The organism is Streptococcus australis (assembly GCF_003943615.1).
GTDB classification, from domain to species: Bacteria; Bacillota; Bacilli; order Lactobacillales; family Streptococcaceae; genus Streptococcus; species Streptococcus australis_C.
This window is the reverse complement of sequence record NZ_RJPZ01000003.1, coordinates 163035-186886: the sequence shown is the minus strand read 5'-3', so window position 1 is coordinate 186886 and position 23852 is coordinate 163035. Positions and strand designations below refer to the sequence as shown.

Sequence of the window (23852 nt, the reverse complement as noted above, 5' to 3'; positions counted from 1 at the left end):
GTATAACATTTTAGAAAAAATGGTCTCACAGCCAACTTATTCCTTGGTAGATATGCGCTCAGAGCTGGATATTAGTATGCAAACCTTGCAAAAGAGTATCCAACAATTAAATGATGTTTTGGCTCCGAGTATCCAGATTATCTCACAAGATGATAAGTTAATGTTAGAGGTGTATGACTATACTGAGTTGGAAAGGATTTTATCTGGTAGTTTAAAACGGGAGAGTGACTTCAATTCTTCCAGTAAAAGAATTGCCTATTTACTAAAACGTTTAATTAAGTCAACCTCCCCTCTTCTTATTGACGACTTGGCTGAGGAGGCAGGTGTTAGTAGAAGTACCCTTAATAAGGATTTAAAACAAGTAAAATCTTTGGCAGAGAGTTACTCTATCACTATTTCAGGAAAGCCCAACCGTGGGCTGGAGGTCTTGGGGTCCGAGCTGAATTTGCGCTTGCTCTATATTCACCAAGTGGCCCCTTACTTTGAAGGAAAGACACTCACCGAGGCAACATCTTCTTTTCTGGAGACGCTACTCCAGGAGTATAAAATCCCGAAAGAAACAAAGGAACTCCTTCGAAAGACAATTTCAATTATGGTGGAGCGTATTTATGCATCTAGGGTGTTGAGTTGCCCTATTCCTTACTATAGGAATGATTTAACAGAGACACCTTTGGTTGAAAAATTAATCTATCATATTGAGATGACTTATAAGATTTCCCTCAGTCAGTTTGAAATAGACTTTTTGTGTTTTCCGTTTAATATCCGTTTTATTGACACTTTAAGCAAGCCGTCTTATCAATCTGAACAGCTTGCAAACATTTTTCAAGGGATTGTCAAGAAAGTCAAAGAAACAATGTTGGTTAACTTTGATGATGAAGAATTATTTGAAGAAATCAAGTCTCATCTAGGCCCCTTAATCAATCGACTGATTTTCCATGTGCAAGCTAATGATATATTCCATGGCGAGGTTCAAACTCAATATCCTTTTGCTTTTGAAATGGCGAAAATTGCTGGAGAAGAACTGTCTGCAATTTTTGGTTCTGAATTGGAATTATCTGAAATCGGATATCTGGCTTTGTATTTTGAAATGATTTTAAGAAAGCAAAACTCTGTTGTAAATGGTTCTCGCAAGCAGATAGCAGTAGTTTGCACAACAGGAAGAGGAACTGCTGCGATGATTATTCAGCAACTCAGACGAATCCTTGGAAATGATGTAGACATTACTCAGTATTCTGAAGAGGATTTTAATCTGGATTTGAATCAGGACTATTTCGCGATTTTTACGACAGTTCCTCTAAAATATAAAGATTCTAAATCTCCAGTCATTCAAGTTAATCATCTTTTTGATGATCAATGGCTGCGGGAAGAATGGCAGAGGGCCAATGCTTTTCATCAAAAAAATCTAGAAACAGTCAGCTTACGTTTTCTTCGGTTGAGTCCCCAAAAAACCTATCAGCAATACTTGCTAAATATGGTTGCAGAGTTAGAGAAACTTCAGATGATTGATGAAGGTTTTAGAAATCGGATAATTGATAGGGAGAAAAAACAATCAACCATTTTTGGTGGAGGAATTGCCTTCCCCCATACAATTAACCAGGGTTATGCAAAGACTATTTTAATGTTTGGAAAGCTAGAAGAGCCTTATCAAAAAGGAGATGATTGGATTGAATTTATCTTTCTAGTCGCCATTCCCTCAGAAATTGAAAGCAAAATGGAGAGTGAATTGCTGGAATTGTATGACGACATTTTTCGAATTGCAGGAGAGCCTTCTCTAAAAGAAGCTTTGAGGGCTGTAGAAACAGAGACAGAGTTTCTATCATTTTCTAAGAGCAAAGGAGTATTTTAATGAATTCGCTAATAATTTTCGCTGTATTTGTCATGGCAGCTTATATATTTCAAATGTTCCTCGGCTGGCAGCAACTCAAAGACTTCAATAAGACCTATACGATGCTCCGAAGACTGGGGCGCGTAGCGATTGGCAGGAAGTCCGGAAGAATCAAATCCGGTACGATTGTCATGTTCGCGGTTGATGAAAACGGTCGGGTTCTTAAAGCTAGCAAAATGCAAGGAGTCACAATCTTAGCACGTTTTCAAAATATGGACGATTATGTTGGAGAAGACATCCATTATTTTGACAAGTATAATCCTCTTGTGAGAAAAGAAAATAAGTTGATGCAATCAGCCATAGAAGATGCTAGAAAAGTCTATCTTTGGCATGAGGCAGGTATTGAGAAAGAGACAAGTTCATCTGATTCTTTTCTGGGATTCGGCTTTTATGCGAATTACTTACAATTATCTATTAAACAGTTATTTAAAAAAAATAAGAAAGGGAGTTCCTTATGAATCACATTACAAATTTTGCAGAGAGTTTTATGAAACTCTTCCAATTAGGTGGAGAAACCTTTATTAGCTGGATGACAAATATTGTACCGCTTGTCTTAATGCTATTGATTGCAATGAATACCCTTATCGCTTTCTTGGGAGAAGAGAAGGTCAATTCCCTGGCTAAGATTTCTGCCAAAAATCCTGTTAGCCGGTATATGATTTTACCTTTCATTTCAGCCTTTATGCTGGGGAATCCGATGGCAATCAGTATGGGACGTTTCTTACCAGAATATTATAAACCTAGTTTTGTAGCAGCTCAGATGCAGTTCTGCCATACTTCAAATGGTGTATTTCCGCATATCAATCCTGGGGAATTGTTTGTATGGATGGGAATTGCAACAGGAATTCAAACTTTAGGTTTAAGTCAAATGGACTTAGCCATTCGTTACATGCTTGTTGGGCTTGTCATGAACTTTGTAGGCGGTTGGGTGACCGATTTTACAACTGCTTATGTAGCAAAACAGCAAGGTGTTACCTTGAGTAAAACATTTGATTGATAGAAAGAGTGAAATTATGTCATATAAGAGTATAAAAGTTGTTAAAGGAAATGGCGGTTTCGGAGGACCTTTGGTCATTACACCTAGTGAAGCTAAGCATAAATTCATCTATATCACTGGCGGAGGAGAAAAGCCAGATATTGTAGATAAAATTGCTGATTTGACCGGTATGGAAGCTGTTAATGGGTTTAAAACTTCTATCCCAGATGAGGAAATTGCTTTAGCAATCGTGGATTGTGGCGGTACTCTTCGCTGTGGTATTTATCCTAAAAAGGGGATCCCTACAATAAATATTGTCGCTACAGGGAAAAGTGGGCCTCTAGCTCAATATATAACCGAGGAAATCTATGTGTCAGCAGTTGGTCTTAATCAAATTTCTGCTGCTAATGAAGACGAAAAAGCGACAACTGTGGTAACAGAAAAGCCAACTTACGATACTAGTAAAAAAATTACAGAGCAAAAAGCTGAAACAAGTATTGTAGCAAGAATTGGGATGGGTGCTGGGAAGGTCGTTGCGACTTTCAACCAGGCTGCTCGTGAAGCCATACAAACAATGCTCAATACGATCATTCCTTTCATGGCCTTTGTTTCCTTGCTGATTGGGGTTATTCAAGGTTCAGGTGTTGGAAATTGGCTGGCAAAATTAATGGTTCCCCTAGCTGGGAACATCTGGGGACTCATTTTGATTGGCTTTATCTGTTCCTTGCCATTCCTATCTCCTTTGTTAGGCCCCGGAGCTGTTATCAGTCAGATTATTGGAACCTTAATTGGAGTTGAAATCGGCAAAGGGAATATTCCGCCCCAAATGGCTCTGCCAGCTATATTTGCTATCAACACTCAAAACGGTTGTGATTTCATTCCTGTAGCACTCGGTCTATCTGAAGCCAAGGCTGAAACAGTTGAGGTTGGTGTCCCTTCTGTGCTTTATTCACGCTTTCTCAATGGTGTTCCGCGGGTGCTAGTAGCTTGGATAGCTAGTATTGGCCTTTATCAGTAGACCTTTGATAGATGCACGTAAATATAGCAACTATTATGTTAAACTTATCTACAAACATAAGTTTATGACAGATTTGAGAAAGGATGAATAGGAATTAGATGAAGAAAATTTTTGAAGCTAAAGTAATTCAAGTGGGGCCTGAAGCTCAGAATATGATTCAAGACGCTAATATGCTCATTTTATTTGGAGAAGAAGCTCCAGAAGACTTAGCAGAGTATTGTTTTAAAATCGATAACAAAAATCTTCTAGGTGCAATACTAGAAGGTGGAAAGCTGGTCGTAGATAGTCAGGAATATTCGATTACTGCAGTAGGAAATGTAGTAGAAAAAAATTTAACTGGACTGGGCCATATCACTATTTCTTTTGATGGTTCAAAAGAGGGCAGCCTGCCGGGCACTCTCCATGTTGCAGCAGACCAAGCAGTAGTAATTGAAAAGGACTCTACCATTCAGATTTTCGAAACTGCTTGACCATAACAAAATTTAAAATCAAGCAATTTAGAAAAATAAAAGTCTAAAAAATTGATTCAGAGCTTGGACAAAAAGTCCAGGCTTCTGGGTCTAAATTAGAAAAAATAGATGACGCAGTGGTTGATTGGCATCTTCCTTCGCTTTTTAAGCCCCAAAGATTGCCTGATCAACTGTGCGGGGGTGGGAAGATGAACTTTTTAACTTGTTTGAAGTTCTTTCCCACTCCCTTTTTGATAGGGAAAATAATTTATGTTTTAATATTGTAAAATTTGTCATTGTTTTTCAATGTTTTCGCAATATGACAAATCAACAAAATTTATAAGGATAAAAACATGCCAGAAAAAGACGGTCAGGGTCAAGCGCAAAGAGCTTGAAGTCAATCAAACTAGCCAGCCAGTGCAAGGGAATTTCCAGCAGATGCATCCATAAGGGGTGCCTGAACAGAAGGGAAAGACCAAAAAGGGATTTACCCAACTTCAGCTAACTTCTCAACAGACTTGCACTCATTGGGTCAATTTATCCAAGAAGGAACTCGTATCATGTTTGAAACAGTTGTCCGTGTGGATAAACCACGTAAGAACGTGATCATCCCTACATTGGAAGAAGATCTTGATGGACTTGGATACCTTCAAGGAAAAGACGTTGACTTCGTTAACAAAAAAGCAACTGACGGTGTTCTTCTTGCCCACACAGACGGTGACGTGCCAAACATGTACGTGACTCTTCCTGAGCAAGACGCCTTCACTCTTGGTTACACTATCTACTTCTTCGAATTAGCCATTGCCCTTTCAGGTTACTTGAACGCGATCAACCCATTTGACCAACCAGGTGTTGAAGCATACAAACGCAACATGTTTGCCCTTCTTGGTAAACCAGGATTTGAAGAATTGAGTAAAGAACTCAACGCTCGCCTTTAATCGACAGACAAAACGATCTCGAAAGGGGTCGTTTTTTAATTGCTTTCCCAATCTCAGAATGAGGTGGAAAAAAGGATTGTTTTATGATATAGTAGAACTACTATATTTATACTTTGCACGTCAAACTATGGCCACAAAAAGTGGGGAGGATGATGGGCGAAGGTTCTTAGTAAAGGAGAGATTATGACAACAGAAGACAAGACACCTTTTGGAACACAAGAGGGACAAACTGTTCAAGAACCTTTCGGAGCACAATCCGAACAAACCGTTCAACCACCTCTTGAAGCCCAAACTGGTCAAAGCGTTCAAGAACCTTTTGGATCACAAGTAGGGCAGACTGTTCAAGAACCTTTTGGGGCACAAAATGGTCAAACAGCTTATGAGCCATTTGGCGCACCAGGAGCGCAAGCCTTTCAACAGTCTTCTCCAGTAGAAGGACCACAAGCTGGAGGGCAGGGACAATTTTTCCAAAACCAAGCTCCTCAGGTAGAAAACAATCCTTTCTACCAACAAGGGACCCCTCAAGCCTTCCAATCGCAATGGAATGTTCAGCCAAATCCGAAGCGTGTATGGACGAAATTTGTTGTCTTTTCTATTCTTGCACTCCTTCTTGGTGGCTTGATTGGTGGCGGAGCTGGTTATTTCTGGGGACATTCATCTAAACCTCAAGCAGATGCCAAACGTACCAAACGATTAGATCGTGCCAGCGAAGAAGCAAAGAAGACAAAGAAGGGCTTCACCACAGAAAAGGATGAGGTTGTCTTTACTTGGACCCTTAAAGACCTTGCAGCATTAAGTTACAGCAACAAGGACGGTTATGGCTTGACTGCTGATCAGATTGTTGATACGTATGGATTGGCTACTAGTGTCGAATATGAAAAGAAAGGCATGACCCTTACTTGGGATCGTGCAAAGAACGCCTCTCACCAAAATATTTATTTCCGATTTGAAAAAGTGGATGGTAACTATTATTTGAAATCTGTAGAAGCCTTTAACTTGGAAGAAGTCTATGCTAGTGAAGACGATGAAGATGAAGATACTTCAAACGAACGTGAGATGAGCACGAAAGAATTCAAAGATCTGAAAAAAGGAGATAAGAAAACTGGTAAAGGTGGAACCTCCTTATTAGAAGTTTTGAAAAAACATAAACAAAATGTTCAAATTGGTACAGAGACAAAAATCACTGCTGATGGAGAAGAGTATGACTCTACTCGAGTGGTTGCAAAGATCAACCTTAAAGTGGGAGACGATTATAAGACATTACGCTTCTTAGCACAACCAGATGGGGACTTCTTATACATTGGTCCAGAACGTTTTTAATATAGAGGAGATAGATGAAAGATGAATACGAATCAATCACAGGCACCATTTGGTGTGCCAGAAACTGGTGATCAGAAGAAGCCAGGGAAAGGTCTGTTAATTGCTTGTATTAGTGGTTTTGCCGTCTTAGGAGTCATTATCGGTCTCTTCGTCGGCCATTCTATGGGTGCAGCAAATAGTGCTAAAAGTTCCTATCCTGCCCTTCATCCGAAAGCTGATGCAGGGGAATCAAAACGCGATCAGTCTGGAAAGTATATTGATCCAGAAGATACTGATTTCACATGGAACATTACTGATTTGGCTGACCTCGAGCTTGGTACTTACTCAACTTCAAATTTGGGAACATCCATTGAAGATGTTGTGGATAAGCACGGAAAAGCTTTACAAGGTTCATTTAGAAGAGATCTCATTGATTTAGAGTGGGGCGAGTTAAAAGAAGATCAGGATGATACCTATTCTCAATACCATACCGTTCGTGATATGAGATTGACCTTTAAGAAAGAGGGAGATACCTATTATTTACAGGACCTCTATTATTCAGGGGATTATAACGAAGCTGAGGACAATTTCATGACTTCTTCTTACTATGACAAGCTTAAAGTCGGGGATTCCAAAACTGGTAAGGATGGGGTTTCTTACAAGGAAGTCTTGAAAGATAATACTATTTATTCTCTCTCTTTGTCTGCAGATGAAGACTATAAAACTCACGATATTGTTACTACCATGACAATCCGTTTTAAATCCTCAACGACAGACCAATATAAGTTGACTTTTGTGAAACAATCAGATGGAGATTTCCTTCTTGCTAAAAAAGGCGATGACTAAGATCGGTCACTTTTCTGCCTCACAATGGTAGGGGAAGAGAAAAAATCAACTTTCCTAATGCTAGAAAAAGAGAGTGGGACAGAAATCGGTAATTGGTTAGAATTCGATTTCGTCGTCCCACCTCCGCACAGTTGAGTAGGACTGTAAAAGCTGATGAAATCAGCGTAGTAGAGCCCACTCAACCACTGCGTCTTGCTCGACAATCCAAAGACAATTGAGAGGCTAGGACTTTTGTCCCAGCCTCTTCTCTATTCTAGCGAGGACGGGCTATTTATGGTATAGTAGGATATGTTACCATAGGAAACAGGGGTAAACAGTTGGAAGGAAAGGGATACAGATACGATTGCAGAATGGATAATGTAAAGGAAATAACAAGAAAACATCTGAAGACCCTCTTAGCTTTCATCCAAAAAAGAGGGATTATTATAGGGATTCTCGGAATGCTGGGAGTAGGCTATGGACTCGCTGCTTCTGGGAGACCACAAGACCAGCTAAGTCCAGACCGGCAAGTGACCTTTAGTAAGGAAGAAGTCTATCTGAAGGACTTCCTAGCGAAATCAGATCGCCCAGAAGTTGGGGTGAATTTGGAGAAATTGCTGGAGTTTAAAATAGGAGATGCGACTCTTGTGCCAAGCACCAAGGGGACGACCCCAGAGACCCTGGTCGAAAAATTAGGGGGAGCCAAGCAGGCTCGGCTTGAATCAAAAGCTAGAACGCAACTCCTTCGGCTCAGCTATGGGACGACACAAGATGGTCGAGATAGATACCAATTTGAATTTACCCATATGAGGGATGGTTACTATCTGACCGCTATTCAGGGCTATCAACCAAGCTCTAAGCACAATTTAGAAAGTAAACAGCTGAAAAAGGCGGTCCTGACCAGTCTTGCTAGTGGGAAAGAGAAAACAGGCATGAAACTAGAAGACATTTTACAAAAGGTCGGCTTGCCACAATCATTGCTTTTGAATCATAAGGATGGAAAGACAGTTTTGGTTTTGACCTACCGTGCACAAGAGGGTCTGGTCTTTCTCACTTTGCAACCCCAAAAAGATGCTCGCTATCATTTAGTCAAGGTCGAATAAGGAGGAGTAAATGGATACAGTCATCAAGAAGCTAAAAATTCCTGGTCTCCTGCTGCTGGCGCTCCTCTTAGGGATGGGTCTAGAGGTCCTTAGTCATCCGCAGAAAAATTCTACAGCCATAAATGAAATAAGGAACTTATCAACTTTTAAAGCGAAAGAATTTCAAGGGGAGCGACTCTTGAAAGAAACGAATGAAAAAAAGGATTCGTCATGGACCTTGGATCAGATCGAACATTTCCCTCTGTCGATAAAGAACCAAAACAGTAGCCTAAAGCAGACTGGAAGTCGCCTGGAGACCCTTCTGAAGGAGATGGGACATCCGCAAGAGAAAGTCCTCATTCAATCTGCAGCAAGTAAACAGCCCAGTCTCTCCCTGCTCTATCGATGGGACGACAGAGGCAAGGGGTCATCCATCCGTTTGCTTTTTAGCAAGGGGGTTGATGGTAGCTATCTGTTAGAAGAGATTGATGCGAGTCTGGCCAATCTCGATCGGGATGGGAAAAAAGTTTTTTCAGAAAGAGTTTATCAGAGCTTAGAACCTGGAGAAAAGATAGATTTGAAGGCACTTCTAGGTAGCTATCAGGGCTTACAATCCCTTGTCCGACGCCAAATCGGCCCTGATCAGGAAGGCTTTCAACTGTCCTATCAGGATGAGAAGGGGGAAACTTATTTATTGGTGCTTGAACAGGTAGAGGATTCCTATTACTTGTTGCGTAAGCGTCAACTAGACCCTAAAAAACAAATGTAAGTAAATAGAAGGGAAAATGGAATGGAAAAAGATAGACAGATTCAAAGAGAATGGTCTAGGTTCCCAAGTAGGAATCGTGAAGTGTCTGAAGTCTTTTCGGATCGTGGACCTGAAGGAGAAGCTTTTGAAAGTCCCAGTCTTCGGAGCTATCAAAAAGGAGTGAAGAGAAGTGTCCGTGAGGACGCTTTTCGTGGATCAGGCTTGCCTCGTTTCGGTTCGCTTCTAGTAGCTGGCGTGGGGGTGATTCTTCTCTTTACTTTTATAATTGGGGTAATTGGCTATGTGAGTCAATCTTCCCAAAAGACAGAGCAGGATACCCCAGTAAGTAAGAAACAGGACCGCCATTCTTTCAGTTCGAGATCCTCTAAACAATCATCTGCCTCCTCTAGCCAAACATCAGAATCTTCTAGCTCAACAAAGGAAGAGAAGAGTGAGTCAGATATGAAATCGGGACAATTGACTGCCGAAAATTCCCCTTATATAGATGGAGATAATGGGATTCGTGACTTTAATTTTGACGAGTTATTAGTTCTCAGTCAAAAAAATAAATTATCCAATGTGACCGCAGAAGAACTTGTGAATCAGTATGGAAAAGCCAAAAGAGGTTTTTTTTCTAATGTAAGTGCAGACAATCGGGGAATTACCTTACAATATGAACTACCGGATAATCGTGGAAATGTCAGTTTTAATCTATTGGGACATGACAATGAGTATAGGGTCACTAATATCTATATGGGATATTACGGTAATTCTTTAGGAGAGCCGACCAAAACAACAGAAGAATTTAGAGCTCTCTTTTCTCAAGATGGACAGGAAATTCATGACGTTATTTCTCAAATGGGAACTCCTGAAGTCACACATTTTTCCATCTCATCTTCTCAGAAAGTATACTCCTGCACCCTCTCCTATTCAACAGTAGACAATGAACTAGTTTCCCTAAATTTCGAGGAAAATTCCGAGCAGTGGTATCTAAAAGGAATAGCTGTTAAAAAGAAACCATAGCGTGATTTAATGTGTCCGTTAAATTATGCTATAATAGTAAAATCAAAGAGTTCAAAAGGAGCCTATCTTCCTAGAGGACTGACTACATAGAACAAGAGGTATTGCCATGACTGCACAAAAAATGACTGCACAAGAGATTATCGCCTTTATCGGCAATGCAGAAAAGAAAACCAATGTTAAAGTAACTTTTGAAGGGGAACTGGCAGGAGATCTTCCAGCATCCGTTGTGAAACTAGGCAATGTCCTATTTGGAGACTGGAAAGAGATTGAGCCCCTTCTTGTTAACTTAACAGAAAATAAAGATTACATCGTAGAGCAAGATGGTCGCAATTCAGCGGTACCTTTGCTGGACAAGCGTTATTTGAATGCTCGGATTGAACCGGGTGCGATCATTCGAGATCAGGTGACTATTGAAGACAATGCGGTGATCATGATGGGAGCCGTCATCAATATCGGTGCTGAAATTGGTGCAGGGACCATGATCGACATGGGAGCCATTCTTGGTGGCCGTGCAACAGTTGGTAAAAACAGCCACATCGGAGCAGGAGCGGTCCTAGCTGGGGTCATTGAGCCAGCCTCTGCAGAACCAGTCCGAATCGGGGATAACGTCTTGGTGGGAGCCAATGCTGTCGTCATCGAAGGAGTTCAAGTTGGTAATGGCTCTGTCGTAGCGGCGGGTGCGATTGTTACCCAGGATGTCCCTGAAAATGTGGTAGTAGCTGGTGTACCTGCGCGCGTGATCAAGATCATTGACGAGCAGACGCAACAAAAAACAGCACTTGAGGATGCCTTGCGTAACCTTTAATAGATGAATAAGAAAAGGAAGCTGGGGGATACCTCGGCTTCTTCTCAAAAGAGGAAGACGGATATGACACTTGATTTAGTAAAGATTCGACGGGACCTGCATCAAATCCCAGAAATTGGACTAGAAGAATTTAAAACACAAGCCTATCTTTTGGAGCGCATCGCAGAAATCACCGAGGGAAAAGAGTTCGTCGAGCAACGGACCTGGCGGACGGGCATCCTGGTTTTTCTGAAGGGATCCAATCCCGAAAAGACTATTGGCTGGCGGACGGATATTGATGGACTGCCTATTGTTGAGCAGACTGGTCTTGACTTTGCGTCCCGCCACGAAGGTCGGATGCATGCCTGTGGCCATGATATCCACATGACCTTAGCCTTGGGCTTGTTGGAGCAACTGGTCCAAGTACAACCTAAGAACAATCTCTTGTTCCTCTTTCAACCGGCTGAGGAAAATGAAGCTGGAGGCATGCTCATGTATGAGGATGGAGCCTTTGGAGACTGGTTGCCTGACCAATTCTACGGCCTTCATGTCCGTCCAGACTTAAAGGTAGGTGAGATTGCGACCAATCGGGGGACCCTCTTTGCAGGGACCTGTGAAGTGAAGCTGACCTTTAAAGGAAAAGGAGGACACGCTGCTTTTCCGCATGAAGCCAAGGATGCCTTGGTTGCTGCCAGCTATTTTGTCACCCAGGTTCAAACCATTGTTAGTCGCAATGTTGATCCTATCGAGGGAGCAGTTGTGACCTTCGGTTCTATGCATGCGGGGACGACCAATAATGTCATTGCGGAGACGGCCTTTCTGCATGGGACGATTCGGACCCTGACCATGGAAATGAACCTCTTGACCCAGAAGCGACTCGAGACGATTGCGAGAGGAGTTGCAGCTGCTTTTGATATGGACTTAGAACTGGAACTCAAGCAGGGGGGCTATTTGCCGGTAGAAAATAATCCAGACTTGGCAGATGAGTTGATGACCTTCTTTGATCAAGAAGAAGATGTCACCTTGATTGATATCCTTCCTGCGATGACCGGAGAGGATTTCGCTTACCTCTTATCAAAAGTGGATGGGGTCATGTTCTGGTTGGGAGTGGACAGCCCTTATGCCCTCCACCACCCCCAGATGAGTCCCAAGGAAGAAGCCCTGTCCTTCGGTGTAAAGGCTATTAGTCCTTTCTTACAAATGAAAGCTAACCAATAAAGAAAGATGGAAATGAAAGCAAGTATTCGAAAAAGTGTGTTGAAGAAGATGAGAGGTTTGGAGTCGGAGACCAAGCGAAGGGCCGATCAAGCCTTGATCCAGCGTTTACGCTCTTTGTCAGCTTACCAAGAAGCAAGTGTTATAGCGACCTATTTGTCCTTCCCGCATGAGGTGAATACGAGTATTCTGATTGCTGCAGTTCAAGCAGATGGCAAGCAGGTCGTCATTCCAAAAACCTATCCAAAAGGACGCATGGAATTTGTGGCCTATGATTCGCAGAAGTTGAAACAAACATCTTTTGGCCTCTTGGAACCAGAGGATGGGAGCCAAGCAATCGATAAGTCGGAGATTGATTTGATCCATGTTCCTGGAGTAGCCTTTCAAAAGGATGGCTATCGGCTGGGTTATGGAGGAGGCTATTACGATCGCTATTTGGCAGATTATGACGGGGCGACCGTCAGCACCATCTATGCTTGCCAAGAAGTAGACTTTACACCTGCTCCCCATGATGTCCCTGTTAAGGAGGTTCTTGTGGATGAATCAACTATTTGATAAGAAATACCCAGTGACCAGTAGCTTGCTTCTATTAACAACTGGCGTTTTTCTATCCATGTTGCTACTTCGTGGTTTTGACTATGAATCTGTCCAAACTGTTTATGATTTTGGGGGTGTCTTAGGAGATGAAATCCAAGTAGACCCGATTCAGAGCTGGCGTTTGCTTGCTGCCATGTTTGTTCATATTGGCTTGCAGCATTTTGTTTTAAACATGGTTACCCTCTATTTCCTCGGAAGGATCGCTGAAGATTTATTTGGCTCAAAGGCCTTCTTAGCCCTCTATCTGCTATCTGGCTTGATGGGGAATCTCTTTGTCTTGGCCTTTTCTCCAGAAGTCGTCGCAGCTGGGGCTTCTACCGCTTTGTTCGGTATCTTTGGGGCTATTGCCAGTTTGCGCTTCATTGCTCGGAGTCCCTACATTCAGTATCTGAGCCAAAGTTATACTTCATTGATCTTGGTCAATATCCTCTTTAGCTTTATGCCCGGGATTAGTCTAGCAGGTCACCTAGGAGGCTTGGTAGGAGGAGGGATTCTATCCTTTGTCTTTCCCGTCTATGGTGAGCGAGATAGCGTGAAAAAAAGCTGGCGCTTGGGAGCTCTGCTCCTTTATACAGCTGTTGCAGGTCTTCTATATGCTTGGGCTCTTATATCTTAGTCTTTCCAAGGATTTGTAGCACATTTGTAAATTATCTGAAAACTGAGTGAAGTCTCAGTTTTTTTGTATATATCTCTTAAAAATGATATAGAAAGCTAGAAATATCACAAATAAATGAATAAAAACGTAAAAAAGAAAGCGCTTGCAATGTTGATTGGAAAGGAGTAGACTGGTGGTATATAAAACCTTCTTGTGTCCAAAAAACGCTTGAGGACATAAAATAAGCAAAAAGGAGATTTGCGATGAAGAAATGGTTGTTTAAACTAGCTTTGGTAGCGATGACGTTCTTACTCCTACCAATTCAAGCCGTTCAGGCCTGCTGTGGGTTTATTATTGGTCGCCAGTTAACCAAGGATGGTACCACCCTTTTTGGTCGGACTGAGGACTATCCTTATTATCCAAATGGCGGAAAACACAACAAAAACTATGTTGTTGTCGATGCCAAGAACTATAATGAGGGAGATAAAATCGAGGATGAATCCAACGGATTCACCTACCCGCATGCTGCCAACGAAATGAAATACACAGCTGCTTATGACTCTGCTCGTGGTGACGGTAGCAATGGTGCTTTCGGGGAACACGGTTTTAATGAGGCCGGAGTATCCATGACTGCGACAGTGACAGCTATCCCAAATAAGAAGGTCTTGACAACGGATCCTTTGAAAGCTGACGGACTTCCAGAATCAGCTATGCTAGATGTTATCTTACCACGTGTTAAAACTGCCCGTGAAGGGGTTGAATTACTGGCTAAAGTTATCGAAGAAAAAGGTTCAGCTGAAGGAAACGTGGTGGTCTTTGCAGACCAAAATGAAACTTGGTATATGGAAATTCTTTCTGGTCACCAATATGTAGCGGTGAAGGTGCCAGAAGATAAGTACGCAGTCTTTGCAAATACCTACTACCTAGGTCATGTTGATTTGAATGATACTGAAAATGTCATTGCCTCTAAAGATGTTGAAAAAGTAGCCAAGGAATCTGGCAACTACAAAACTGATAAAGATGGAAACTTCCATATTGCTAAATCTTATGGCCCAGAGAAATATGCTGAAGGAGACCGCTCACGGACCTATGCAGGAATCACCTTGCTAGATCCAGACTCTAAAGTTACTTATGAGGATGATGAGTATGAGCTCTTCCGTTCACCAACCGATCCAAACAAAAAATACACCTTAGAAGATGCTTTTGCATTGCAACGAAATCGTTTTGAACACTTGAATGGACGCTTTGTACCAGATGATCAAATTGGTGTTAAGAAGCAAGGTGATGATGGTAGCAACGATACTGTTCGTAAAGACCAATATAAATATGCTTTAGGAAACGAAAATGTTATCGATGCCCATGTCTATCAAATCAATCCAAACCTTCCAAAATCATTTGGTGGTACAGTTTGGCTAGGAATGGGTCCTTCACGGAATACCCCTTATGTTCCGTTCTATGGAAACGTAAAAGATACTTACGAAGCCTTTAAACCTCAAACAGCTACTTATGATCCAAATTCATGGTATTGGACAGTTTGGCACATCGACCAAATGGCCATCAATAACCAAGATCTCTTTGGAAAATCTATCCAAAATCACTGGAAAGCACTAGAAGAACAGCTCATTATTGAACAAAAAGTGAGTGATGCAAAATATGCTGCCTTGAAAGCTGATGAAGCAGCTGCAAAAGGGGCAGAGGATCGAGTGACTGCCGAAGCAATAGCGCGTTCTGAACGTCTGTTCAAACAATTTAAACAATACGAATCAGAGCTTTCAGCAACCTTGAAAGAAGCAGGTAGAACGGATGATCCATACCGGGCATCTCTTCCAGATGATTACAAGGATCCAACGGACACAACCACGACAACAGCTCCAAGTACCGAGCTAAGTAAGGATGAAACTACGACAAGTGAGCCAATTACCGATCCAAGTAAGGAAGAAACCACGACAAGTGAGCCAATTACCGATCCAAGTAAGGAAGAAACCACGACAAGTGAGCCAATTACCGATCCAAGTANGGATGAAACCACGACAACAGNTCCAAGTACCGAGCTAAGTAAGGATGAAACCACGACAAGTGAGCCAATTACTGATCCAAGTAAGGAAGAAACCACGACAAGTGAGCCAATTACCGATCCAAGTAAGGAAGAAACCACGACAAGTGAGCCAATTACCGATCCAAGTAAGGAAGAAACTACGACAAGTGAGCCAATTACCGATNCAAGTAAGGAAGAAACTACGACAAGTGAGCCAATTACCGATCCAAGTAAGGATGAAACCACGACAACAACTACAACTACTAAACCAAGCAAGGACGAAACCAAGCCAACTCAACCAAGTACCGATCCAAACAAGAATGTAAACACATCAACTAAGATTGTCCCTGCTCCAACAACAAACAATCGTCCAGTTCTTCCGACGAATTCCTATATTTTAGTAGATCCTGTTACTGGAATCACCCTGCAAAACCCAGATTTTGCCCAAGGTGGCTTTAATTTGGCAGTTGCTGTTTTGAAGGATGTCCAAGCTCTTAAAGGTAAAGATTATAAGATTTATGACATTCAGTTGTCAAATCAAAATGGAGCCGTTCATCAATTCAGCCCAACTGTGGTGACCATGCCAGTTGATCCTACTAAAGAAGTAGAATCTGTTGTAGGCATTGGAGAAGATGGCAAGGTTGAGACTTACCAGTTCAGCTTGAATGAAGACAAGAGCAAGGTAACCTTCACAACCAATCACTTCTCATCTTATGGAGTTGTTTACAAAACAGCAGCCAAGGTAGAAGAAAAGACAGAAAGCAAGAAATTGCCATCTACTGGACAAACCATTTCAATGGTTGGTATCATCGGAGGTGTCTTAATTAGTGCACTTGGATTTGCCTTCTATGTAGAAAAACGAAAACAGAACAAAGCCTAAAAAGCAACTTTTTAAGAAATAAAAGGAGAGAGTGGGACAGAAATCGGTCATTCGTTAGACTTCGATTTCGTCGTCCCACCTCCGCACAGTTGAGTAGGGCTGTAAAAGCTGATGAAATCATTGTAGTAGAGCCCACTCAACCACTGCATCTTTCACGACAATCCAAAGACAATTGAGAGGCTAGGACTTTTGTCCCAGCCTCTTCAGATTGAATATAAAGTGATCTTAGAAACTTTCCTTAGGTGAGTACGGACGTCAGCGAACTTCGAAGAAATTCCATGACTTAGTTTTGGATCTAAGGTTCCAAAACTCCCGAGTACTTGAAACACCAATGGTTCAAGTACTTTTCTCACTGCGGAAAGTTCCAGTTCCTTCTTCAATGACTCAAAAAATAGTAAATTATTTTTTTTAAGAAGTAGCTGAGCTTTTTATGCACTACTAAAAAGAGGCCGGACGTTTAGTCCGGTCTCTTTACTTCATAGTCGAAAATTCGAGGGGAGCATTTTTTACTCCTCGGTCACTTTTCCTGTTTCTTCTAATTTTTTTCCAAGATCAATGATGTATTGTTTGAGATCATCTTTAACCTGTGGGTGTTTCAAGGCATAATCAATAGATGTTTTCATGAAACCAAACTTGTCCCCCACATCGTAACGTCTGCCCTTAAATTCACGGGCAAATACTCGTTGGGTCTTGTTCAAGGTGTCGATGGCATCAGTTAATTGGATTTCATTTCCAGCGCCTGGTTTTTGGTTTTCCAAAATCTGGAAGATTTCAGGAGTCAGTAAGTAGCGACCGATAATGGCAAGGTCGCTCGGTGCTTCCTCTGGTGTCGGTTTTTCGACAAAGGTTTCAACGCTATAGAGTCCGTTGATGCCTTCCCCTTGAGGAGCAATGACTCCGTAAGCAGAAACTTCTTCATGAGGAACTTTCATGACGGCAATGGTTGAAGCATGTGTCTCGTCGTAGTCATTCATCAATTGCTTGGTGAGAGTAGTGGCTGTATCATCTGTGATATCCATCAGGTCATCACCCAGCATCACGACGAAAGGCTCACTTCCGACGAAGGCCTTGGCCTGAAGGACAGCATCTCCAAGACCGCGCGGATGTTTTTGACGAATGAAGTGGAGGCGCATCCCAGTAGTTTCATCGACCAGTTTCAACAGGTCATTTTTCCCTTTTTCCTTGAGGTTGTACTCAAGTTCGAAGTTTGAGTCGAAGTGGTCTTCGATCGAACGTTTTGATTTACCAGTGACAACGAGAATATCCTCGATGCCAGCCTTAAGGGCTTCCTCAACGATGAATTGGATGGTCGGCTTATCTACGATTGGCAACATTTCTTTGGCCAGGGCTTTGGTGGCAGGTAGGAAACGAGTTCCAAGTCCGGCCGCAGGAATGACTGCTTTTCTAACTTTTGTCATAATAATTCCTTTCTAACTAAAGAATGATTAGTTGTTAAATCTGATTGGCAAGGAAGAATCCCTTAGTTCCACTCATTTTCTTCTTTAAATTCATTGTTCATCATGAAGTTGATGGCTTCACGAATATCTTGTCCTTCATAAATTACTTGGTAGATGGCTTGTGTGATCGGCATATAGACGTCTAGCTCTTGGGCCAGTTCGTAGGCAGCCTTAGTGGTTGAAATCCCTTCAATGATCATACCCATGTTGGCTTCGATATCTTCTAGTTTTTCACCGCGACCGAGGGCATCCCCAGCTCGCCAGTTCCGAGAGTGGATAGAAGTCCCTGTCACGATCAGGTCCCCAACTCCGGATAACCCACTATAGGTCAATGGGCTGGCGCCAAGTTTAACACCTAAACGGGTAATTTCAGCTAGTCCACGTGTGATGATGGCAGCCTTGGCATTGTCCCCAAAGCCGAGTCCATGGAGGGCTCCAGCACCAACAGCGATAATATTTTTCAGGGCACCGGCTGTCTCAACTCCGATCACATCTGTATTGGTATAGAGGCGGAAGTAGTGGTTGCTGAAGAGTTCCTGAACATAGCGAGCTGTTTCTAAATCTTTAGAAGCCGCTGTAATCAAAGTAATATCACGAACGATGGTTTCTTCGGCGTGACTTGGCCCAGACACGACCACAATCTCGCTACGGAGAGAAGCGGGGATTTCCTCTTCTAAGATCTGAGAAATCCGTTTGTGACTGTTTGGTTCTAAACCTTTGGAAGCGTGCATGACCTTGACAGGATGGTCCAAGAGTTCAGCAACTTGCTTGGCAACGAGTCGTGTTACCTTGGTTGGAACGACAAAGAGGACTGCATCCACACCAGAAAGGGCTTCGTCCAAGTTATGGTAGGCCTTGATTCCTGGATCTAGAAGGACATCCTTAAAGTAGCGTTTGTTGGTATGTTCTTGATTGATTTCGTCGATTTGTTCTGGGACATTTCCCCAGATCCGTACTTCATGGTCATTATCGTGGAGGACTTGAGAAAGAGCAGTTCCCCAAGAACCAGGACCGATGACCGCAACGATTTGTTTATCCATAGCATTCTCCTTCGTGAAGATTTCATTTCTATTTTACCATACAAAAAGGAAAAAAACTCACTTGACATAGGAAGATTTTAAGGGAAAACATCTATGCTTTAGGTGATAAAAAATATTTATCAGGCCCTTAAAAAATACATATTAGACGCTCTAAGGGTGGGATGATAAAATAGGGAATAGAAATATCAAAGGAGGGAAGGCCATGTGTAGAACGATTGTTGGAGTCTCTGCCAATCTATGTGCAGTGGATCCAGATGGGAAAAATATCCATTCGTCTGTATCTTGTAAATTTGCGGAAACCATTAAGCAAGTAGGTGGCCTTCCTATGGTCATCCCAGTGGGAGACCCATCTTTTGCCAAAGATTATATCGAAACAGTGGACAAGCTTATCCTCAGTGGGGGGCAAAATGTCCATCCTAGCTTTTATGGAGAAGAGATCGCCATCGAGAGTGACGACTACAATCTCGAGCGCGATCAGTTTGAATTGGCCTTGTTAAAAGAAGCGGTCCGTCAAAACAAGCCAGTTCTAGCTATCTGCCGAGGGGTTCAGTTGGTTAATGTCGCCTTCGGTGGGACTCTCCATCAAGAAGTGGAAGGGCACTGGCAGGGCCTCCCTTTTGGCACTTCTCATTCAATTGAGACCAAAAAAGGCAGTGTGGTGGAGCGTCTCTTTGGGCAAGCTAGCCAGATCAATTCTGTTCATCGCCAAAGCATCAAGGATTTGGCGCCTAACTTTCGAGTGACAGCCATTGACCCACGAGATCAGACCATTGAAGCTATCGAAGCAGTGGACGGTCATCGCATCATCGGCTTGCAATGGCATCCAGAGTTTCTGGTCAAAGAAGAAAAAGGCAATCTCGAACTCTTCCGCTATCTTTTACAAGAATTGTAAGCTCTTTAGGTTTTTTTAAGGAGAAAGAGGTAAACTAGTCTCATCAACAAAGACCTCCTAACTTTGTTTGATACAGTTTACTTTTTTTCATATAATCTCCTGCAAAAGTCTCCTCCTTTGAGGGGGCTTTTGTGTCTTTGTCAGAAAAAATACGAATAGTAGTATAGGGGAGACGCTAGGCCAAAGTGATGGTATAATAGAAGAGATGGAAACTATTTAGAATGAAAGAGGAATTATGATGACAAAAATTCGTGGATTTGAACTTGTATCAACCTATACAAATCAGGACTTGCTACCAAAACGGGAGACGGCCCATGCAGCTGGCTACGACTTGAAGGTTGCAGAACGCACGGTGATTGCGCCAGGAGAGATTGTCCTCGTGCCAACAGGAGTCAAGGCTTATATGCAACCGACAGAGGTTCTCTACCTCTATGACCGTTCCTCTAATCCTCGCAAAAAAGGTCTAGTCTTGATTAACTCTGTTGGTGTCATTGATGGTGACTACTATGGAAACCCTGGAAATGAAGGCCATATCTTTGCTCAGATGAAAAACATTACCGACCAGGAAGTGGTTCTTGAAGTCGGCGAACGTGTGGTTCAGGCTGTTTTTGCACCGTTTTTAATCGCAGATGGAGATGAGGCAGACGGAGTTCGTACTGGCGGATTTGGATCGACAGGGCACTAAGATGAAGATTATCTTTGTACGTCATGGAGAGCCAGATTACCGTGAGTTAGAGGAGCGTTCTTATACGGGATTTGGGATAGACTTGGCTCCTTTATCGGTGAAAGGAAGACAACAAGCTCAGGAACTTTGCAAAAATCCTTTGTTTGGCTCAGCTGATATACTGGTGTCTTCTGCAGTGACGCGAGCATTAGAAACGGCTTCTTATGTATCTTGTGCTACTGGGCTTCCTTTGAGAGTGGAGCCATTATTGCATGAATGGCAGGTCTATGAAAGTGGCATAGATAGATTTGAAGAAGCTAGAAGACTATTTTTAGAAAATAATGGGGAGTTGATCCCAAATTCTCCTGTTCAATATGAGACAGCTGTAGAGATGAAGTCTCGTTTTCTAGATTGCATGGCTAAGTATCGGGAACATCAAACTGTGGTAGTTGTAGCCCATCGAATGCTGATACGGCAGTTTGTAGCAAATGAGAAGATTGATTTTTGCCAAGTGATTGAGTGTGAGCTTGATTTATAGAAAGAAGTAGAAAGTAATGAGTTATAAAGATTTTCAATCATTTACTCCGGAGAATTGTCAAGGCTATAAGAAAGTTGTAGGGGAACGTGTGGTTCAGGCTGTTTTTGCACCGTTTTTAATCGCAGATGGAGATGAGGCAAACGGTGTGCGGACTGGCGGATTTGGAAGTACAGGGCACTAGGATGAAGATTATCTTTGTGCGTCATGGAGAGCCAGATTATAGTATGCTTGATAAACTTGAAAATCCACAACTCTATAGTGGTTTTGGTCGTGATTTAGCACCATTGACAGGAAAAGGTCGCTGTCTGGCAAAAGAAGTTGCTAAAACTGCATGTTTTGGAAAGGCAGAGATTATTATTTCATCGTCTGTGACGAGGGCTTTAGAAACAGCCCATTATATAGCAGTTGAAACAGGATTGGACTTATTTGTGGAGCCATTTTTTCATGAGTGGCGTCCAGACTTAGACGGTACTAACTTTGATTTAACTAGTGTATTGGTAGCTCATGAATATTATCTAAAACATCAAGGAAGTTTATCTGAAGATTCTCCTTGTCGCTATGAAACAGCTCTGGAGATGCGTCGTCGTTTTTTAAGAACTTTGGAAAAATATAAAAATTATAAAACTATTATCATTGTAACTCACGGAATGCTGATGCGCCAGTTTGTGCCAAATGAGAAGATTGATTTTTGCCAAGTGATTGAGTGTGAAATAGAGATTTAGAAAGAGGTATCGTATCGCTAAGAAAAAAACGACATTTATTTGTCAAAATTGTGCTTATAATTCACCCAAATATCTAGGGCGCTGTCCCAACTGTGGCTCTTGGTCTTCCTTTGTCGAGGAGGTCGAGGTCGCAGAGGTCAAGAATGCACGAGTGTCCTTGACAGGTGAAAAGACCAAACCCATGAAACTGGCGGATGTGACCTCCATCAATGTACATCGTACCAAGACGGAGATGGAAGAATTCAACCGCGTCCTTGGAGGCGGTGTCGTCCCAGGAAGTTTGGTCCTCATCGGTGGTGATCCAGGGATTGGGAAATCGACCCTGCTCCTTCAAGTATCGACCCAGCTGTCTCAAGTGGGAACGGTTCTCTACGTCAGTGGCGAGGAATCGGCCCAGCAGATCAAACTTCGGGCAGAGCGCTTGGGGGATATTGACAGTGAGTTTTACCTCTATGCTGAGACCAATATGCAGAGCGTGCGAGCAGAAGTGGAGCGCATCCAGCCTAACTTCCTTATCATCGACTCTATCCAGACTATTATTTCTCCTGAGATTTCAGGAGTTCAAGGGTCAGTTTCTCAGGTGCGGGAAGTAACGGCTGAGCTCATGCAGCTGGCTAAGACCAATAACATTGCCATCTTTATCGTGGGCCATGTGACCAAGGAAGGAACCTTGGCGGGCCCGCGTATGTTGGAGCACATGGTGGATACGGTGCTCTACTTTGAAGGGGAACGTCACCATACCTTCCGGATCCTGAGAGCGGTCAAGAACCGCTTTGGCTCGACCAATGAGATCGGGATCTTCGAGATGCAATCAGGTGGGCTAGTAGAGGTCCTCAATCCGAGTCAGGTCTTCCTAGAAGAACGCTTGGATGGGGCGACTGGTTCTGCTATTGTCGTCACCATGGAAGGAAGCAGACCGATCTTGGCGGAGGTTCAAGCCTTGGTGACTCCGACTGTATTTGGAAATGCCAAGCGGACGACGACGGGTCTTGACTTTAATCGGGTCAGCCTCATTATGGCTGTTTTAGAGAAACGTTGCGGTCTTCTTCTCCAAAATCAAGATGCCTATCTCAAGTCAGCTGGTGGTGTCAAACTGGACGAGCCAGCCATTGACCTAGCCGTAGCGGTGGCCATTGCGTCTAGCTACAAGGAGCTTCCAACCAATCCTCAAGAGGCCTTTATCGGTGAGATTGGCTTGACTGGGGAGATTCGACGAGTGACTCGGATTGAGCAACGGATCAACGAAGCGACCAAACTTGGCTTCACTAAGATTTATGCCCCAAAAAATTCTCTCCAAGGCATCACAATCCCAGATGGTATTCAAGTGATAGCGGTCTCCACTGTAGGAGAGGTTCTGAAAAAGGTCTTTTCTTAACCAGAGTTTGAAATCGTTTGCAAAAAGATTTTTCCTGTGCTATACTTTTTCTATACTTACTTAAGGATAGGGGTTAATTATCATGCGATTTTTCACAGATAACAATGTGCAGTTCCCTTTGGTCGAGTTATCTCTCGATCAAGGTGAGACTGTCTATATTCAACGGGGGAGTATGGTCTACCATACACCGAATGTGACCCTCAACACCAAATTAAATGCAAGCGGCTCTGGTGTGGGACGCTTTGTAAAAGCAGTTGGACGGTCAATGGTTTCTGGTGAAAGTACTTTTATCACCCAGGTATTTGCCCAGTCTAATAATGCTTACCTAGCATTGGCGCCCGACTCACCAGGTCAGGTTATACCACTGTATTTGGGTGAAAAACAGTATCGATTGAACGATGGTGCCTTTCTAGCCCTTGATGGTACGGCCTTCTATACAATGGAGTTCCAATCAATCGGTAAGGCTCTTTTTGGTGGTCAGGGAGGATTCTTCGTCATGACGACCCAAGGTCAGGGGACTCTCTTGGCCAATGCTTACGGCTCTATTAAAAAAATTGAGCTAAACAATCAAGAAATCACCATCGATAATGCCCATGTCGTTGCTTGGAGCCAGTCTTTGGATTATCGTATTCATTTGGAAAATGGTTTCTGGCAATCAATCGGAACAGGAGAGGGAGTCGTCAATACCTTTAGAGGGACTGGTGAGATCTATGTTCAAAGTCTCAATCTTCAGACCTTTGCTGGCTTGCTGAATCGCTATTTACCAAGACGATCATAATACATAAAGGAGGCTGGGACAAAAGTCCTAGCCTCTC

General features: G+C 42.7%; 23 protein-coding genes and 2 pseudogenes. 23 read left to right on the top strand and 2 right to left on the bottom strand.

The annotated features are described in order from the left end of the window. Positions 1-19: 19 nt before the first annotated feature. From D8785_RS04565 to D8785_RS09915, 16 genes and pseudogenes are all read left to right on the top strand, one after another. A complete protein-coding gene (locus tag D8785_RS04565; protein WP_080981318.1) occupies positions 20-1846 on the top strand; it encodes a BglG family transcription antiterminator in 1827 nt (608 codons plus the stop codon). Next, entirely contained in the window at positions 1846-2343 is a 498-nt protein-coding gene (locus D8785_RS04560) for a transcriptional regulator GutM (protein WP_001086645.1), read from the top strand. The genes D8785_RS04565 and D8785_RS04560 overlap by 1 nt, the downstream gene beginning before the upstream one ends. Next, on the top strand, positions 2340-2882 hold the full coding sequence (gene srlA, locus D8785_RS04555; RefSeq protein ID WP_023024625.1) for a PTS glucitol/sorbitol transporter subunit IIC: 543 nt from the start codon (positions 2340-2342) through the stop codon (positions 2880-2882). Before D8785_RS04560 ends, srlA begins: the two co-directional genes overlap by 4 nt. A 16-nt stretch (positions 2883-2898) precedes the next feature. After that, positions 2899-3879, top strand: a complete 981-nt coding sequence (gene srlE, locus D8785_RS04550) for a PTS glucitol/sorbitol transporter subunit IIB (protein WP_020992831.1) — start codon at positions 2899-2901, stop codon at positions 3877-3879. A gap of 98 nt (positions 3880-3977) precedes the next feature. Beyond that, a complete protein-coding gene (locus D8785_RS04545; protein ID WP_008808177.1) occupies positions 3978-4349 on the top strand; it encodes a PTS glucitol/sorbitol transporter subunit IIA in 372 nt (123 codons plus the stop codon). Between the two features lie 440 nt (positions 4350-4789). Beyond that, a pseudogene (gene pgi / locus D8785_RS04540) lies at positions 4790-5266 on the top strand (glucose-6-phosphate isomerase); the annotation flags it as partial. A 183-nt stretch (positions 5267-5449) separates the two neighbouring features. Next, positions 5450-6586, top strand: a complete 1137-nt coding sequence (locus D8785_RS04535; protein ID WP_125374626.1) for a hypothetical protein — start codon at positions 5450-5452, stop codon at positions 6584-6586. 21 nt (positions 6587-6607) lie between these two features. Then, the gene (locus D8785_RS04530; RefSeq protein ID WP_123159622.1) at positions 6608-7411 is read left to right on the top strand and encodes a hypothetical protein; all 804 of its coding nucleotides are present in this window, start codon (positions 6608-6610) and stop codon (positions 7409-7411) included. A gap of 350 nt (positions 7412-7761) precedes the next feature. Continuing rightward, complete coding sequence (locus D8785_RS04520; RefSeq protein ID WP_125374625.1) at positions 7762-8493, top strand: hypothetical protein; 732 nt, start codon at positions 7762-7764, stop codon at positions 8491-8493. Positions 8494-8503: 10 nt separating this feature from the next. Further along, positions 8504-9241: a hypothetical protein gene (locus D8785_RS04515; protein ID WP_125374624.1), complete on the top strand. Its 738-nt coding sequence runs from the start codon at positions 8504-8506 to the stop codon at positions 9239-9241. Positions 9242-9262: 21 nt separating this feature from the next. Beyond that, positions 9263-10243: a hypothetical protein gene (locus D8785_RS04510; RefSeq protein ID WP_125374623.1), complete on the top strand. Its 981-nt coding sequence runs from the start codon at positions 9263-9265 to the stop codon at positions 10241-10243. 106 nt (positions 10244-10349) lie between these two features. After that, the gene (dapD, locus tag D8785_RS04505) at positions 10350-11048 is read left to right on the top strand and encodes a 2,3,4,5-tetrahydropyridine-2,6-dicarboxylate N-acetyltransferase (RefSeq protein ID WP_125374622.1); all 699 of its coding nucleotides are present in this window, start codon (positions 10350-10352) and stop codon (positions 11046-11048) included. A gap of 63 nt (positions 11049-11111) precedes the next feature. Beyond that, positions 11112-12245: an N-acetyldiaminopimelate deacetylase gene (locus D8785_RS04500; RefSeq protein ID WP_125374621.1), complete on the top strand. Its 1134-nt coding sequence runs from the start codon at positions 11112-11114 to the stop codon at positions 12243-12245. Positions 12246-12257: 12 nt separating this feature from the next. Further along, a complete protein-coding gene (locus D8785_RS04495) occupies positions 12258-12797 on the top strand; it encodes a 5-formyltetrahydrofolate cyclo-ligase (protein WP_125374620.1) in 540 nt (179 codons plus the stop codon). Then, a complete protein-coding gene (locus tag D8785_RS04490; protein ID WP_125374619.1) occupies positions 12781-13455 on the top strand; it encodes a rhomboid family intramembrane serine protease in 675 nt (224 codons plus the stop codon). Before D8785_RS04495 ends, D8785_RS04490 begins: the two co-directional genes overlap by 17 nt. 242 nt (positions 13456-13697) lie before the next feature. Then, positions 13698-16349, top strand: coding sequence for a C69 family dipeptidase (locus tag D8785_RS09915; RefSeq protein WP_125374618.1), 2652 nt, complete (start codon positions 13698-13700; stop codon positions 16347-16349). A 506-nt stretch (positions 16350-16855) separates the two neighbouring features. On the opposite strand, the gene galU is transcribed toward D8785_RS09915, so the two are convergent. Both galU and D8785_RS04475 read right to left on the bottom strand, forming a co-directional pair. Beyond that, a complete protein-coding gene (gene galU / locus D8785_RS04480; RefSeq protein ID WP_125374617.1) occupies positions 16856-17767 on the bottom strand; it encodes a UTP--glucose-1-phosphate uridylyltransferase GalU in 912 nt (303 codons plus the stop codon). Positions 17768-17829: 62 nt separating this feature from the next. Next, positions 17830-18846 carry an NAD(P)H-dependent glycerol-3-phosphate dehydrogenase gene (locus tag D8785_RS04475; protein ID WP_125374616.1) on the bottom strand — a complete coding sequence of 339 codons (1017 nt, stop codon included), beginning with the start codon at positions 18844-18846 and terminating at the stop codon, positions 17830-17832. A 202-nt stretch (positions 18847-19048) separates the two neighbouring features. Here D8785_RS04475 and D8785_RS04470 point away from each other — a divergent pair, with 202 nt between their 5' ends. The 7 genes and pseudogenes from D8785_RS04470 (at position 19049) to D8785_RS04440 (ending at position 23815) form a co-directional block, all read left to right on the top strand. Continuing rightward, entirely contained in the window at positions 19049-19738 is a 690-nt protein-coding gene (locus D8785_RS04470) for a gamma-glutamyl-gamma-aminobutyrate hydrolase family protein (RefSeq protein WP_048716619.1), read from the top strand. Between the two features lie 238 nt (positions 19739-19976). Then, complete coding sequence (locus D8785_RS04465; RefSeq protein ID WP_042361437.1) at positions 19977-20423, top strand: dUTP diphosphatase; 447 nt, start codon at positions 19977-19979, stop codon at positions 20421-20423. Beyond that, positions 20374-20940, top strand: a complete 567-nt coding sequence (locus D8785_RS04460) for a histidine phosphatase family protein (protein ID WP_125374615.1) — start codon at positions 20374-20376, stop codon at positions 20938-20940. The genes D8785_RS04465 and D8785_RS04460 overlap by 50 nt, the downstream gene beginning before the upstream one ends. A gap of 76 nt (positions 20941-21016) precedes the next feature. Further along, positions 21017-21121, top strand: a pseudogene (locus D8785_RS04455) (dUTP diphosphatase); the annotation flags it as partial. Between the two features lies 1 nt (position 21122). After that, positions 21123-21662: a histidine phosphatase family protein gene (locus D8785_RS04450; protein WP_125374614.1), complete on the top strand. Its 540-nt coding sequence runs from the start codon at positions 21123-21125 to the stop codon at positions 21660-21662. A 13-nt stretch (positions 21663-21675) separates the two neighbouring features. After that, entirely contained in the window at positions 21676-23037 is a 1362-nt protein-coding gene (gene radA / locus D8785_RS04445) for a DNA repair protein RadA (protein WP_125374613.1), read from the top strand. Between the two features lie 82 nt (positions 23038-23119). Beyond that, the gene (locus tag D8785_RS04440) at positions 23120-23815 is read left to right on the top strand and encodes a TIGR00266 family protein (RefSeq protein WP_125374612.1); all 696 of its coding nucleotides are present in this window, start codon (positions 23120-23122) and stop codon (positions 23813-23815) included. Positions 23816-23852 lie beyond the last annotated feature (37 nt).

Coding starts and splice junctions, on each gene's coding strand:
- D8785_RS04565 (WP_080981318.1), top strand. CDS start 20: ATGGTCTCACAGCCAACTTATTCCTTGGTAGATATGCGCTCAGAGCTG.
- D8785_RS04560 (WP_001086645.1), top strand. CDS start 1,846: ATGAATTCGCTAATAATTTTCGCTGTATTTGTCATGGCAGCTTATATA.
- srlA (WP_023024625.1), top strand. CDS start 2,340: ATGAATCACATTACAAATTTTGCAGAGAGTTTTATGAAACTCTTCCAA.
- srlE (WP_020992831.1), top strand. CDS start 2,899: ATGTCATATAAGAGTATAAAAGTTGTTAAAGGAAATGGCGGTTTCGGA.
- D8785_RS04545 (WP_008808177.1), top strand. CDS start 3,978: ATGAAGAAAATTTTTGAAGCTAAAGTAATTCAAGTGGGGCCTGAAGCT.
- D8785_RS04535 (WP_125374626.1), top strand. CDS start 5,450: ATGACAACAGAAGACAAGACACCTTTTGGAACACAAGAGGGACAAACT.
- D8785_RS04530 (WP_123159622.1), top strand. CDS start 6,608: ATGAATACGAATCAATCACAGGCACCATTTGGTGTGCCAGAAACTGGT.
- D8785_RS04520 (WP_125374625.1), top strand. CDS start 7,762: ATGGATAATGTAAAGGAAATAACAAGAAAACATCTGAAGACCCTCTTA.
- D8785_RS04515 (WP_125374624.1), top strand. CDS start 8,504: ATGGATACAGTCATCAAGAAGCTAAAAATTCCTGGTCTCCTGCTGCTG.
- D8785_RS04510 (WP_125374623.1), top strand. CDS start 9,263: ATGGAAAAAGATAGACAGATTCAAAGAGAATGGTCTAGGTTCCCAAGT.
- dapD (WP_125374622.1), top strand. CDS start 10,350: ATGACTGCACAAAAAATGACTGCACAAGAGATTATCGCCTTTATCGGC.
- D8785_RS04500 (WP_125374621.1), top strand. CDS start 11,112: ATGACACTTGATTTAGTAAAGATTCGACGGGACCTGCATCAAATCCCA.
- D8785_RS04495 (WP_125374620.1), top strand. CDS start 12,258: ATGAAAGCAAGTATTCGAAAAAGTGTGTTGAAGAAGATGAGAGGTTTG.
- D8785_RS04490 (WP_125374619.1), top strand. CDS start 12,781: ATGAATCAACTATTTGATAAGAAATACCCAGTGACCAGTAGCTTGCTT.
- galU (WP_125374617.1), bottom strand. CDS start 17,767: ATGACAAAAGTTAGAAAAGCAGTCATTCCTGCGGCCGGACTTGGAACT.
- D8785_RS04475 (WP_125374616.1), bottom strand. CDS start 18,846: ATGGATAAACAAATCGTTGCGGTCATCGGTCCTGGTTCTTGGGGAACT.
- D8785_RS04470 (WP_048716619.1), top strand. CDS start 19,049: ATGTGTAGAACGATTGTTGGAGTCTCTGCCAATCTATGTGCAGTGGAT.
- D8785_RS04465 (WP_042361437.1), top strand. CDS start 19,977: ATGACAAAAATTCGTGGATTTGAACTTGTATCAACCTATACAAATCAG.
- D8785_RS04460 (WP_125374615.1), top strand. CDS start 20,374: ATGAGGCAGACGGAGTTCGTACTGGCGGATTTGGATCGACAGGGCACT.
- D8785_RS04450 (WP_125374614.1), top strand. CDS start 21,123: ATGAAGATTATCTTTGTGCGTCATGGAGAGCCAGATTATAGTATGCTT.
- D8785_RS04440 (WP_125374612.1), top strand. CDS start 23,120: ATGCGATTTTTCACAGATAACAATGTGCAGTTCCCTTTGGTCGAGTTA.